This is a genomic window from Glutamicibacter bergerei (assembly GCF_054495185.1).
Genome location: NZ_CM137131.1, coordinates 1786374 through 1799686, shown reverse-complemented (window position 1 = coordinate 1799686; position 13313 = coordinate 1786374). Strand labels below are relative to the sequence as shown.

At 53.8% G+C, this 13313-nt stretch carries 13 protein-coding genes; 6 read left to right on the top strand and 7 right to left on the bottom strand.

The window, feature by feature from the left end:
• Window positions 1-59 precede the first annotated feature (59 nt).
• The 3 genes from ACX5K5_RS08280 to ACX5K5_RS08270 form a co-directional block, all read right to left on the bottom strand.
• Complete coding sequence (locus ACX5K5_RS08280; protein WP_459174274.1) at window positions 60-521, bottom strand: DUF3817 domain-containing protein; 462 nt, start codon at window positions 519-521, stop codon at window positions 60-62.
• 234 nt (window positions 522-755) lie between these two features.
• Complete coding sequence (locus tag ACX5K5_RS08275) at window positions 756-1190, bottom strand: YkvA family protein (protein ID WP_096254043.1); 435 nt, start codon at window positions 1188-1190, stop codon at window positions 756-758.
• A 255-nt stretch (window positions 1191-1445) separates the two neighbouring features.
• Entirely contained in the window at window positions 1446-1820 is a 375-nt protein-coding gene (locus tag ACX5K5_RS08270; protein ID WP_346059617.1) for an ArsR/SmtB family transcription factor, read from the bottom strand.
• Window positions 1821-2159: 339 nt separating this feature from the next.
• On the opposite strand from ACX5K5_RS08270, the gene zapE reads away from it, so the two are divergent.
• The 6 genes from zapE (at window position 2160) to ACX5K5_RS08240 (ending at window position 6799) form a co-directional block, all read left to right on the top strand.
• Window positions 2160-3227, top strand: a complete 1068-nt coding sequence (gene zapE / locus ACX5K5_RS08265) for an AFG1/ZapE family ATPase (RefSeq protein WP_096256462.1) — start codon at window positions 2160-2162, stop codon at window positions 3225-3227.
• Window positions 3224-3868, top strand: a complete 645-nt coding sequence (locus tag ACX5K5_RS08260) for a peptide deformylase (RefSeq protein ID WP_096256461.1) — start codon at window positions 3224-3226, stop codon at window positions 3866-3868. Before zapE ends, ACX5K5_RS08260 begins: the two co-directional genes overlap by 4 nt.
• Window positions 3868-4716 carry a putative RNA methyltransferase gene (locus ACX5K5_RS08255; protein WP_188685970.1) on the top strand — a complete coding sequence of 283 codons (849 nt, stop codon included), beginning with the start codon at window positions 3868-3870 and terminating at the stop codon, window positions 4714-4716. Before ACX5K5_RS08260 ends, ACX5K5_RS08255 begins: the two co-directional genes overlap by 1 nt.
• 103 nt (window positions 4717-4819) lie before the next feature.
• Window positions 4820-5293, top strand: coding sequence for an NfeD family protein (locus ACX5K5_RS08250; protein ID WP_188685969.1), 474 nt, complete (start codon window positions 4820-4822; stop codon window positions 5291-5293).
• A 52-nt stretch (window positions 5294-5345) separates the two neighbouring features.
• Window positions 5346-6275 carry an SPFH domain-containing protein gene (locus ACX5K5_RS08245; RefSeq protein WP_229677124.1) on the top strand — a complete coding sequence of 310 codons (930 nt, stop codon included), beginning with the start codon at window positions 5346-5348 and terminating at the stop codon, window positions 6273-6275.
• A gap of 176 nt (window positions 6276-6451) precedes the next feature.
• Window positions 6452-6799 (top strand): RNA polymerase-binding protein RbpA, encoded by a 348-nt coding sequence (locus ACX5K5_RS08240; protein ID WP_096256459.1) that lies wholly within the window; start codon window positions 6452-6454, stop codon window positions 6797-6799.
• Window positions 6800-6878: 79 nt separating this feature from the next.
• On the opposite strand, the gene ACX5K5_RS08235 is transcribed toward ACX5K5_RS08240, so the two are convergent.
• The 4 genes from ACX5K5_RS08235 to tatC form a co-directional block, all read right to left on the bottom strand.
• Window positions 6879-7607 carry a polyprenol monophosphomannose synthase gene (locus ACX5K5_RS08235; RefSeq protein WP_096253956.1) on the bottom strand — a complete coding sequence of 243 codons (729 nt, stop codon included), beginning with the start codon at window positions 7605-7607 and terminating at the stop codon, window positions 6879-6881.
• Between the two features lie 362 nt (window positions 7608-7969).
• A complete protein-coding gene (locus ACX5K5_RS08230) occupies window positions 7970-9580 on the bottom strand; it encodes an amidohydrolase (protein WP_459175412.1) in 1611 nt (536 codons plus the stop codon).
• Between the two features lie 36 nt (window positions 9581-9616).
• Window positions 9617-12397, bottom strand: a complete 2781-nt coding sequence (locus ACX5K5_RS08225; protein WP_459175411.1) for a DEAD/DEAH box helicase — start codon at window positions 12395-12397, stop codon at window positions 9617-9619.
• Between the two features lie 60 nt (window positions 12398-12457).
• Window positions 12458-13309 carry a twin-arginine translocase subunit TatC gene (gene tatC / locus ACX5K5_RS08220; RefSeq protein WP_459175410.1) on the bottom strand — a complete coding sequence of 284 codons (852 nt, stop codon included), beginning with the start codon at window positions 13307-13309 and terminating at the stop codon, window positions 12458-12460.
• Window positions 13310-13313 lie beyond the last annotated feature (4 nt).

Below are 13313 nucleotides of genomic sequence, written 5' to 3'. Positions count from 1 at the left end.
AAGGACTTGACTCCGCCCTCAGGCCAATTTTGCGGAGCGAGTTCAATCCTCTTCAGTTCCTAGCTACGACCACCGGGAGGGCCTAGGAATAGCATGGTGGAGAACACAGCGACAATTGCTACGAACAACAGGGCAGCAGTTAATACCGGCCGGGCAACAAGCCAACGCATTGTTGCATCAGTCCATTTTCTATCACCAGGGTGATCAGAAGCTGCAGTACGCCAGTCGCCGACAAGTTTTCCGTTCTTTTCCAACCACTTGTCGAACGGGATGGTCAGGTACGGAATGACCGAGGTAGCTGCGGCGCCAACAATCAATCGCTTACTCCAACGCTGATTCATTCCGACAAGTATCGACATGACTACGTAGGACAAAAATACAAAGCCGTGAATAAATCCAGCGACAGACACTGGCCAGTCTCCAACTTTCACACCGTATTTTAGAATCATCGCAATGATGAGCAATGTCCAGGTGACGGCTTCGGCCCGGGCTACGGTCCGATACAAAACGCTTGGCGACATAAGCTGTTTTCAGTCCTTGCTGTGGTGGGGGAGAGGTGCGCCCAAAAGGGATCCTTGGATCAAGCTTATCGGTTCAACCACAATCAGACTGAACAGCTTTCTTAGGCCGCTGTTCAAAGTTGCTAACGGAAGAAGGCTCACCGTTGGTCAATCTTGATAAAAGTTGCTTACTTTTTGCACCGGGGGAGCAGAAGGTGCTGGATACGAGCTCACTGTTGAAGTGGACGTCGTCAGCTAGTGATGTTCATTGCGCTGGGCTGCACGAGCATCAATTCCCGCAAGTTTCTCGATAAGCGACAGTCCTGTGGCGTTTCCCGGCCAATGCCGGTGAAGTAAGTCGACACCCGCAGAACGGATAACTGAGCGTAGGACGAGGGCCACAATTATGACATCGTCGGCTTGTCCAATAATTGGAATGAAATCTGGGACAAGATCAACAGGGGACAGCAAGTAGACCAGCAGTAAGGCGAGTTTGATCTTCACCGAACGTGGCGCAGTTTTATCCGCAGCCATCCTTCGAATGACTCTGATGAGATCAGGCAGCAGACGAAACGCTTCAGGTATGCTAACTGTTTCCGGATGGCGTCTGGCATATAACCAGAGGGCGATTAAAAGTATGAGATAGAAAGCCAATAGCCCCGCAAGCATTCCTGCAATTGCTTCCCACATGAAATCCACGCTAAGCCCGGCAGCTCTGATTTTTCTTTGAAGCCAGCACCAGAATAACGTGGGCAGGTGAGCTGGTAGACATTCGTTCAGGTCCAAATGTATGACTCAGAGGCTGGAAGCAAGACCGGCCATTAGCTGGCATGTTGGGGGTCACTGGATTTCAACTACTTGACATAATGTAGATTATCGGCTCAATATCAAGCTGGCTGAAAGTGGCAGAAGTTAGCCAATAATCAGAACTGCACGTACGCTCAGCTAGCTGCTGCGAACCTGGCTCACGGACTCATCCTGGTTGCTGACGGCAAGGCGATACTCGGCAAAATCTAGCGCTTGGCCAATGAACTGCTTGAGGCGTTCGTCTTGCATCGAGTAAATTACGTGGCGACCAGATTTGCGTGTTTGCAGAACGCCGGTCGTCCTGAGCCTGGCGAGCAGCTGCCCAGCGACGGTTGGACTGACACCAACATATTGCGCAAGCTCAGACAGTGAATGCTCGGCTTTGCTTAGCGCCCACAACATTTGCAGCCGAGCAGGATCTGACAGGGTCTTCAAAATCGTCATCGACATGTCCAGCAAATCATTGGAAATGATCTCTTCGCGTGTTGGCGATCCAGCATATTCACTGGTCATCTTCCTCGACTCCTCTGGCTCAGCGATAATTCGGACTTAGTGCTCCCAACGCCTCACTGCACTTACAGCCCTCGGTGCAACCATTATGGACACGCTTAGCTCCAAAGCGATAGTAAAGATCAGAAGTTGCCAATACCAAGTGCGCATGTGCTGGTGAGATTAGCACTACTCCCCCTATAATGCTTGATAATTCAACTTATATTATTCTTGGTCTATCTGTGTGTTGTTAGCGTGATTTCGATTCTTTCTCAGGCCGTTGGCATCGAAATCATGTAGCAATTTACGCTGCGTACAGCCAAGTAAATTGGCAGTCAGTCCGGCTAGTGGGAAGATTTGTATATGCCTTCACCACTATTGCCCTCTGGACTGTTGCGCGCCCGTGGCGCCGCAAAGCGTAGGCGCCGAGTAGTTTCCCACCTTCAGGGACAAGGGCTTATTCTCGATGATCGCCAGAACGACCTCATAGGCTTACTGACCCGAAATCTTGCACACCTCAGTGAACAAGAGCAGCGTGGAACGTATATTTATGGTCCGCCAGGCCGCGGAAAATCCATGCTTATAGATGCCATCTGCGCGGATTTAGATCAGAAGTCGACGGCACGTTTTCATTTTCATGAGTTCTTTCAAACGATCAATAATCCAAGCAAACGTAGGAGTGACCAAAGCTCGGGTTCGGTATTTACCGAAGGCCTCCAGCGCGAACTGCAGGGTTTGAAGGTTCTGTTCTTTGATGAGTTCCACTGCGTCGAACCAGGGGACGCAATGTTTATGGCTAAGATGGTGAACTACTGCGAAGAGGCTGGAATCTTCATCATCACGACGTCAAATTATGCCCCAGAAAAATTACTGGATGACGAATATTTCCATCATCTGATCGAGCCAACCATTGCGAAAATTCGATCGTCCTTCGAAGTATTTGAACTCGACGCTGCGGTTGATTACCGCATGCTGGAGACGCCAGAACAAATGCGACTCAGTGGCTACCGTTCGGGCACGCTAAACCCCGGATACTCCCCCATTGATGAAACTGACTTCACTGAGCAGCTCCCCGTTGGCTATGACCATATAGGCCCTGTCCGGCTAACCGGAACGAGCATTGAAATATCATTTAGCCAGCTTTGCCGTACACGACGCAATACCGCTGATTACCTTGAGCTAGCGTCTCGTTTCAATTGCTGGCATATAACTTCCGTACCCTCCAGCGAGCACATGCCGATGGACGAGGAACGCCGATTCGCCAACCTCATAGATGTTTTCTATGACAAGGACATCGAAATTCACTTATACACCCAAGACCGGCTGGAATTTCTTGGGCACCAATTACATGACACAGAGCGCGCACGGCTGAAATCTAGGTTGGCGCAGTTAGCAAACACCTTGAATACAACTGATCGGATTATGAAGTGAATTCACCTCAGCAGCTAACCTCCGAGGATCTGACCGACCTAGTAGTGACCATTCTGTCCCAGGCCGAGGATCAGGTTGTGCCGATCGTCCAGCTGGGTCATCCAGTGCTTCGACAGCAAGCACAACGCTATACAGATCAGCTACCCAAAGAACTACTTGAAGAACTGTTGGATGTCATGCGAGCCACCATGTACGCGGCTCCTGGTGTCGGGCTTGCGGCACCACAGATTGGGATTCCGCTAAAGATCGCTGTTTTGGAGGATCTGTATCCCACCGATCCAGAAACTGCGCAGCTACGCGAACGAGCACCGTTAGAGTACCTAGAAATCTTCAATCCCACCTATCGTGCCGTCAGCGATCGACAGGCGACTTTCTATGAAGGATGCTTGTCCTTCGATAACTTCCAAGCTGTCGTGATCCGTCCGGCAGATATCGCCGCCGACTTCGAAGACCGTGAGGGAAACAAACTCAGCCAAGAGTTTTCTGGCTGGCAAGCTCGCATCGTGCAACACGAAACCGACCATCTTGCTGGCACCGTCTATATCGACAAAGCCATTACTCGGTCGCTGATTGGGCAGGACGAGTTATATCGCTACCCGGGTCTTGAGATTGCACAAGCCCGAGAGGAGCTGAACTTCTAATGGACATTAGCACTACGGCTCAATGCCCTGTCTGCGAACAGAACCTCGGCCTCACCACGCAGCCGCGGCGTAGCCTGAGTTGCCCTGAGGGACACCGCTTTGACGCAGCTAAACAGGGATATTTCAATTTCCTCACCGGACGTGGAACAAATTTCCTCGAAGATACCGGACCAATGGTTCTCGCCCGCGAAGAATTCCAAAACGCCGGGCATTACGAACCACTGGCTGAATTGCTCAGTGAATCTATCAGCGGGCATCACCCAGAAGATTCACTAGACCTATTGGACGCAGGAGCCGGCACCGGTTACTACCTGAACAAGATCATCGAGTCCCTGCCCGGATCCAAAGTTGATGCACTCGCCCTAGATATTTCACGCTACGCCATGCGACGGGCCGCTAAGGTTCCCCATACGCTTGCAATGGTATGGGACGTTTGGCGCCGGCTACCGTCGGCCAATAATTCCCGCGATGTAGTGCTCAACTGCTTTGCACCGCATAACCCGGAGGAGTTTCATCGCGTCTTACGGGCTAATGGTGTCTGCATAGTTGTTACCGCGGCAGCCGATCATCTCCAAGAGGTCCGTGAACCGCTGGACATGCTCGGCATCGCGGAGAACAAAGAATCCTCGTTGATCGAAAAATTTGCGGCTCATAGCCTTCTGCACCAGCACAGCCGTCAGTTGAAGTACCCGATGGAACTGAGCACCAACGACTTGTTCAATCTTGTATTCATGGGTCCGGCAGGGCACCACCTCTCCCCCGAAACATTGCGCGCCAAAACCGAATCCCTCGGGGCGCAAAGTGTCAACGCATCCTTTGGCGTACATACATTCGTCCGTAAGGGCTAGAAAATACCCCAAAATGACTACCGCTTTTATTCACGCCTTACGGCAGAATAGAGAAAAGGCCACTCGCAATTGGCCCTTGCTCATTTGAACAGAGGTGGATGCCATGACAACGGCAGAATGGATTGTCAGCAACGCGTGGGTCATTTGGCTCGCGCTATTTCTGCTGTTGGCCATCATTGAGATGATTTCGTTAGATCTGTACTTCATCATGCTCGGTGTTGGTTCGCTAGGCGGAGTCGCCGTCGCATTACTTGACGGCCCCGTTTGGCTACAGGTAGTTATTTTTTGCCTGCTGTCGCTTCTGATGATTTTCTTAGTCCGGCCTATCGCCATTAAACATCTAAAAAAATCGCCCGAAGGATTTAGGACGAATATTGAACGGCTTATCGGCCAAGACGCGCTGATTCTGGAGCCCACCTCACGCCTGTCTGGTTCCGCCAAGATCGCCGGTGAAATCTGGACCGCCCGTGCTGAAGCTAATGCTGCGACGATGTTGCCAGGTTCCTACGCGGTGGTTAGCCGCATTCAAGGGGCTACCGCATATTTGAATCCAGCGCCGCCTACAGAGTCCAAGTAGTTTCAAAGACTTTTTACCTCATTACTACGCACATGGAAAGAGAGTACACACCATGGAAAACGGCTTTGGCCTGACCATCGTACTTGTCGTCCTGGCGATCTTCGTGATCGTCGTACTGTTGCGCAGTGTTCGAATCGTGCCACAAGCACGAGCCGGCATTGTGGAGCGCCTCGGCAAGTACAATAAGACCCTAAACCCAGGGCTTACGATCCTCATCCCATTTGTGGATCGACTTTTGCCACTTCTCGATCTTCGTGAGCAGGTTGTTTCTTTCCCGCCACAGCCGGTGATTACCGAAGATAACCTCGTGGTTTCGATCGATACCGTGATTTACTTCCAGATCACCGAAGCACGCGCAGCGACCTACGAAATCGCTAACTACATTCAGGCAGTCGAGCAGCTGACCACCACTACGCTTCGTAACGTCGTCGGTGGTTTGAACTTGGAACAGGCTCTGACCAGTCGCGACCAGATCAACGGTCAGCTTCGCGGAGTATTGGACGAGGCTACCGGCAAGTGGGGCATTCGTGTTTCACGCGTCGAGCTCAAGGCTATCGATCCTCCGGTCTCGATTCAGGATTCAATGGAGAAGCAAATGCGTGCCGACCGAGATCGCCGTGCGGCGATCTTGACCGCAGAAGGCGTTAAGCAGTCCTCGATCCTGACCGCAGAAGGCGCACGCCAGTCCTCCATCTTGAAGGCCGAAGGTGATGCTCAGGCATCGATCTTGCGCGCTGATGGTGAAGCTCAAGCGATCCAGAAGGTCTTTGATGCAATTCACGCCGGTAAGCCGGATTCTGAATTGCTTGCTTACCAGTACCTGCAGACCTTGCCTAAGCTGGCCGAGGGTACAAGCAACACCCTATGGGTCATTCCAAGTGAACTGACCGAAGCGCTTAAGGGAATCGGTAGTGCTTTTAGCAACACCGAAAACCCAGCTACCGGTTCGGTTCAGCCACCACAAAGTGGTTCGGGAATCTAATTTCCACTCTTTAGGGTGAAACACATCAGCTCGATGGCGGGGTGCGCATGACGTACCCCGCCATTGACGCGTATAATGGATGTTTTGGTGTCCAAATTATTCCTTGGGAATTATCTTGTGCCATCAATCGTTGATACGTTTGTAGCGAATTCTTTTTAACATCGCGGAGGGAAAACATGAGCGATCGCAGCCTACGAGGCATGCGCCTGGGTGCACAGAGCATGGAATCTGAGGCAGGTGTGGAGCCGGCTGCCCGTCAGCGTGTGGAGTACCGTACCGAAGAGGGTGAACGTATATTCATCGTCTTTGCAGCCGAAGCCGAAATCCCTGCTACTTGGCTCACCAAGAACGGCAAGGAGGCGAAGCTCGTCCACGGCGAAGCTAAGGCCCCTGAAGCAACAAACGAGAAGCCAGTACGTACCCACTGGGACATGCTGCTGGAACGTCGTAGCGTAGAAGAACTTGAGAAAATCTTAGGTGACCGTCTGACCCAGCTGCGCACTGCGCGCGGCGAGGCTGTCTAGGTTTCTAAGCTTTAAAAGGAGTGGTGGTTTCCAACCCTAGGGTTGGAAACCACCACTCTTTTGTTTTGCCTCGGTGAGGTCACTTCTTTGAGGTCAGCTTCTTCCAGCGAGCACTCATGCCCCAACGGGTCACATTCCACATTGCTTCAAAGACAATGTTTCCACTCATCTTTGAATCACCGAGTTCGCGCTCCACGAAGGTCACCGGAACTTCTACGATCTTCTTACGTAGCATCGCTACACGGAAGGTCATATCGACCTGGAAACCGTAACCGCGTGACTCTACGGCATCAAAATCGATGGCTTCGAGAGTAGAACGCTTGAAGGCGCGGTAGCCTGCGGTGATATCGCGTAATCCCAAACCGAGCATGGTGCGAGCGTAGAAGCTGCCACCTCGGGAAATCAGCTTACGATGTAGCGGCCAGTTGACGACTTCGCCGCCCTTGACCCAACGTGAACCAATGACTAGGTCAGCGCCTGCTGCGCTGGCTTCTAGCAAGCGTGGCAGTTGTTCTGGCATGTGTGAACCGTCGGCGTCCATTTCTACGAGGACGTCATAGTCGCGCTCGAGCGCCCAGCGGAAACCAGCAATGTACGCGGCTCCAAGCCCGTCCTTGCCGGTGCGGTGTAGAACGTGGATCGATGAGTCCTCGGCTGCGAACTTGTCGGCAAGCTCACCGGTGCCGTCCGGGGAGTTATCGTCCACGATCAGAACATCCGAATCCGGAACGGCCTGGCGAAGACGCCCCACTGTCAGCGGGAGCGACTCCAATTCGTTATAGGTCGGAATGATCGTAATGACGCGCACGCGGCGGCACCTTTCTAGATATACAACAGAAGTTCCACCCGGCGAACCGGGCGGAGAGTCAAGCCAAACTTAAATTATAGACACCCCTGAATCGGGCGACACTATCAGACACAGCAATCCCCGGTGACTTCGGCCCAATCTCACATCTTTGAAGAACGCGAAATGTTATCTAATGTCACCGGGGATCGCTATCGTGCTGCGTCGTTTCGAACGCAATGCTACTGCATCACGATGAGGCGCTATCCCCCAGCCTAACCGTTTACCCACCCCGATTGTCAACCATAAGATGACTACAATCTTCATCAAATATTTACACGTCAAAGGCTAGATTCGTGATACTGAGGAACTTCTAAGAAGGACGATTACGCTGTCGGCTCATTTAGTTGATCCAGCTGATCGAACAGCAAAACACCGGCGCGTACGGTACGCAAGCAGGTAGGGATCTCCTGATCAACCACCGGCAACATCGGAGTTCCGGCTCGCGCATCTGTACTCCACGAACTAATCCGCTCATCGGGAGTTTGAATGGCCAGTTCGGAGGCACTCCAGATCGCAAATGTTGCCGGAGCACCAATTAACAACTGTCCAGCGAAGGGATTCATCTCCCCCATTGCGCGGTAGGTCGAACGGGTTTGACCCATAAACCCAGCTCGAGCCGAAATTCGACCGGATTCGTTGCTCATGCTCATGGCGGCGCGCACCACGGCCCAACCGTTGACTTCGGTCACCGGAGCGTCTGATCCGAGAACCAGTGGAACGCCGCTGGAGAGCATCGCGGAGAGATTGTTCATCGTTGCCGCGCGTTCACCCAGGCGTTGCTCGTACATGCCTTCAGGCCCGCCCCAGAGTGCATCAAAGCCAGGTTGCATGGAAACGGTAATCGAATAGCTGAGCAAGCGCGCACGCGTCGCCTCGTCAACCATCTCGGCATGTTCTAAACGGTGACGGGCAGCTTGCAGCTTAGCGACGCCAACCTGTTCGGCTGCCGCATCAAATCCCTCAAGCAACAAGTCCAATGCTGCATCACCAATGACATGGAAGGCTGCTTGGATTCCCTTGCTCGAGCAGGCGACCAAATGAGCGGTGATTTCTTCGATGCTCAAGTAAGCCAGTCCGCGGTTGCCGGCATCATCGGCATAATCTTCGCGCAGCAGTGCCGTCCGAGACCCGATCGAACCGTCAACACACAGATCTCCACCCAAGCCAAGTACCCGGCCCTGTGGGAAGGAACGAATTAGTTGCTCAGCGGCGGTCTCTTCCTGCACTAGCTCACCCCAGTAGGCATATACCTGAGGATGGTCCGCTTGATCAGCGGCTAACAGCTGGTCCAACGCTTCGCGTCCCTCAAGGTGTGGTGCTGCCATTTCCACGACCGTCGCAAAACCGCGGGCTGCGTAGTGTTCTAAAGCCACGCGCTGGAATTCTTCAACCCCAGGGCCTTCGGCCAGCAGTGCTTGGCGCACCTGATCATGTTCGGCACCGCGCACCACGCCGGAGGCAATTGAGCCCAAACCTAAGCGGTCTAATAGTTCACGGTTAACCAGGGCACTGTGTACATCACGGCGTGCAAGGTAATACGGTCGGCCGCCGGCAGCGGAACTCAAATCGGTTTCGCTCGGCAGGCTCGAATCCACCCAGCTGGTTTCATCCCAGCCCTGGGCGATGATTACCGACTCGGCACCTTTGGCTCGGGCCGAGAGCAGTTCAAGCAATTGACTGCCAGAGGAGGCTGCCCCCAGGTCCGCTCCCCCAAGGTTTCGGCCCAAGGCGGCTAGGTGCGTGTGAGATTCAACGAATGCTGGGGTGATCAGCGCACCGGCAAGGTCAATGACTTCGTCTGCCTTCTCTACATACCGCTCGGCAGCTTCTTCACCGCCAAGCCACGCGACGGTGTCCGAATCAATGAGTAGCGCCGTTGCGAAGGGGTCAGCGGCCGAATAGATAGTTCCATTGCGGTACAAGGTAGTTGCCACGAGTTATTTCCTTTACTCTCTGAACATTGCGGTTGATCAGAGGACGTTGGAGTAGGCGACGACGCCACGTTTGACGAGGTCCACTGCTTGACGAGCGGACTTCACCAGCTGGACCGGGAGGTCCGTGTTCTTGCCAAATTGATCTAAGGTGTCAATGACCTGCTTAGCCCAGCGCACAAAATCGCCAGGGGCCATATCTGAACCGCGTAGCGAGCTGTTCAGCGAGGACCCACGGGACCACTTATACATGGGCCAGATCAGGCCAGCTTCCGGCGGCGCGGTTTGGTTCAGCGACATAGCTTCTTCGGCGTCCGAGAGTTTGCCCCAGATATTAATTGTCCGAGTCCAAATATCGCCAACACGTACCGTCGGCATCTTGGGATCTGGACGGTCATAGTCACGCCGGCCCTGATAGACCAACGCGGCGACCACTGCACAGAGTTCTTCGGGATTAAGACCGTTAAGTTTACCGGTTTCTAGCACCTGGCTGGTGAGCAGATCACGTTCACCATAGATCCGGCGCAGGCGACGGCCGGAGTCGGTAATGTCGTAATCTTCACCATCATTGCTCGGCACTAGGTACTCAAATAACTCGAGCACCTTACAAACTTTATCGAATTCTGTGGCGATGGTATTGGTGCGTCCACGAATGGCCCGACGGGACTTATCCGTATCCTTCTTCAGCTTCCAATACCTATCGGCCCAACGCATATGTGCGTCACGGTCAGAACAGGCATGGCAAGGGTGCTCTTTCATCGCCTCACGTAGCGCAGCAATTTCCCGTTCGAAGGAGTCTGCCCCCTCAAAATTGAAGCTTGGCGCATCCTGTCGTGGTGGACGCTGCTCCTCAATCGCAGAACGTAAAGAGGCTGCCAGCGCACGGCGCTCCTTAGGGCTGTTACCGGTGAACCCCTTCGGGATGCGGATGCGGGAAACGATTTCCAGCGGTCCGTTCAGGTCTTCCACCGAGATTCGGCGCAACTGGCCTTCTTCGGTGAGCACGGTCTGCCGGGGATTGTAGAGTGACTCGTCCAATGCAACGATCACGCCGCGTCCAAAGCGTCGCGCGCCTGGCAGGTCGATGACATCTCCGCGAATTACCGACTGCAACGAAGTTTCAGCCGCCGAGCGACGCAGCGTCTTGCGATCTTTGGCCGACCGCTTTTCCGCTTCGGAAATGTTGCGCTGTAGTTGAAGGTATTCGCGGAAGTCCCCCAGGTGGCATTCCATGGATTTTTCGTATCCAGCCAGCGATTCTTCGCGCGAACGAACCTGGCGCGCCATGCCAACTACCGAGCGGTCCGCTTGGTACTGCGCAAAGGACGATTCAAGAATCTGCCGTGTTTGCTCACGTCCAAACTGAGCGAGCAGGTTGGTAGACATGTTGTAGGTCGGGCGGAAGGACGAGTTCAGCGGATAGGTACGTCGCGAGGCCAGTCCGGCTAACGCCTCTGGCTCAATGTCGGGGTTCCACAGCACAATGGAGTGGCCCTCTACGTCGATTCCTCTGCGTCCGGCACGCCCGGTGAGTTGGGTGTACTCCCCCGAAGTGATCTGAACATGGGATTCGCCGTTAAACTTCACAAGTTTTTCAAGCACCACAGAGCGCGCTGGCATGTTAACACCCAAGGCGAGCGTCTCGGTAGCAAAAACCACCTTGATCAGATTTCGTGCGAATAGATCTTCCACGATTTCTTTGAAGATTGGCAACAGACCTGCATGGTGACTAGCAAAACCACGTACTAAACCGTCACGCCACGACCAGAATTCTAAGACGTCGAGGTCTTCACTGGGGATTCGATGGGCCAGTTCGTCGAGCACCTCAGCGATCTGGCCAGCTTCTTCGTTAGAAGTCAGCCGCAAGTCTGCCATGGCGCACTGTTGGACCGCCATATCGCAGCCCTTACGCGAAAAGATAAAGAAAATTGCAGGAAGAAGTTCGGCTTTTTCCAACCGCGAAATGACATCGCGGCGACTCACCCTTAGGCTTTGCCCTGGGCCCTGAGCCCGACCTCGTTGTGGTCCTCTTCCGCCTCGGTGTGAGCGTCCTGTGGGGCGGTGTCCGCGCACGAGTTTGCGCAGTTCCGGATTTACGCTGATTTTCGCGTCATCATCGGCGGCCTGCTCAAAAGCTACGTCTTCGGCAAACAAATCAACGAGCTGCGGACCAACCATGACATGTTGGAAAAGTGGCACAGGGCGATGCTCAGAGACGACAATGTCGGTTTGTCCGCGGACAGTATCTAGCCATCCACCAAATTCTTCGGCGTTCGATACGGTGGCTGAAAGCGATATGGTCTGCACGTTGGACGGCAGATGGATGATGACTTCTTCCCAGACCGCACCGCGGAACTTATCGGCCAGATAGTGCACCTCATCCATGATCACGTAGCCCAAGCCGTCCAGCGTTCGCGAGTCAGCGTAGAGCATATTGCGTAGCACCTCGGTGGTCATCACGACCACCTGGGCCTCGCTGTTGATCGAGGTGTCGCCGGTGAGTAGACCCACTGTTTCCGGTCCGTAGCGTTTAACCAATTCGGAGTACTTCTGATTACTCAACGCCTTAATTGGCGTCGTATAGAAGGCCTTGCGGTTCTCCTGTATTGCTTGGTAAATGGCGAATTCGCCTACTACGGTTTTACCGGCTCCGGTGGGCGCCGCCACGAGGACACTATGGCCCTTCGCCACTGAATGGCAGGCTTGGGACTGGAACTCGTCGAGAGTAAACGACATGCTGGCGCGGAAGTCAGGCAAATAGGTGCCGTTCTCGACCTGTCGCGCCTTGGAATTCGCGTATCGTTCCGCGGGTGAAGTCACTATCGGCCGTTCACTTTCTGGAACGGGGTTGCCGTTCCGAAACACATATTTAGAGGGGCGCTAGACCTCGGTGCTAGGGGTATCGATCGAGGAGGCTGACCCAGCTGCCATGTTTTCGTTGGCAGCGTCTTGTTCCGCCTGTTTCTTTGCGTGTTTTTTATCGTTGATGTAGCAGAACAGTGTGGCTGCCGCAAAGGTCAGGAACAGCGGTCCGGCTAGGGCGAACATGGTGATTGCATCGCCGCCTGGAGCTGCCATGGCTGCCACCAGAGCGATGATGAACACCGTGATGCGCCAGTTTTTGAGAATCAGCTTGGAGGAGAGTACTCCAACCATGTTTAGCCCGACCATCAGTACTGGTACCAACATGGCTAGGCCGAAGGCGAGCAGCAAGCGGAAGATGAAGGGCAGGTAGGTATCGATGGTGAAGAGTGTTTCGGAGTTTGCCGCAGCAAGGCTCACGAAGAATTGCAAAGCAAAGGGCAACACGAAGTACGCCATAGCTATGCCAAAGAGGAAGAGTGGTACGGCTACCGCGGCGAAGGAGTAGCTGAGCCGGCGTTCCTTCTTTTTGAGTCCCGGGATGATGAACGCCCAGATTTGATAGATCCACACCGGGGACGATGCGACCACACCAACAAAAATCGCGACCTTAAGCATGATGTCAAAAGGTGACATCACGGAGGTGTAGGTAATGGACCCACCTGCGGCACGAACCGGTTCGATGAGCAACGCCAAGAGCTCGTCGTAGAGGAAGAACCCGGCTACGGTGCCTATCACCAGGGCGATCAACGACTTAAAGAGTCGGTTGCGAGCCTCAATCAGGTGAGCTTTGAGGGACATCCGCCCCTCAGCGTCTTTGGACCGCGACTTCTTTTTAGTGCGCGGTTCTTTATCTTTGCTATTTACCACTGAA

Bases quoted from the DNA above. Each gene is read 5' to 3' on its own strand.
- ACX5K5_RS08280 (WP_459174274.1), bottom strand. From the start codon at position 521: ATGTCGCCAAGCGTTTTGTATCGGACCGTAGCCCGGGCCGAAGCCGTC.
- ACX5K5_RS08275 (WP_096254043.1), bottom strand. From the start codon at position 1,190: ATGTGGGAAGCAATTGCAGGAATGCTTGCGGGGCTATTGGCTTTCTAT.
- ACX5K5_RS08270 (WP_346059617.1), bottom strand. From the start codon at position 1,820: ATGACCAGTGAATATGCTGGATCGCCAACACGCGAAGAGATCATTTCC.
- zapE (WP_096256462.1), top strand. From the start codon at position 2,160: ATGCCTTCACCACTATTGCCCTCTGGACTGTTGCGCGCCCGTGGCGCC.
- ACX5K5_RS08255 (WP_188685970.1), top strand. From the start codon at position 3,868: ATGGACATTAGCACTACGGCTCAATGCCCTGTCTGCGAACAGAACCTC.
- ACX5K5_RS08250 (WP_188685969.1), top strand. From the start codon at position 4,820: ATGACAACGGCAGAATGGATTGTCAGCAACGCGTGGGTCATTTGGCTC.
- ACX5K5_RS08245 (WP_229677124.1), top strand. From the start codon at position 5,346: ATGGAAAACGGCTTTGGCCTGACCATCGTACTTGTCGTCCTGGCGATC.
- ACX5K5_RS08240 (WP_096256459.1), top strand. From the start codon at position 6,452: ATGAGCGATCGCAGCCTACGAGGCATGCGCCTGGGTGCACAGAGCATG.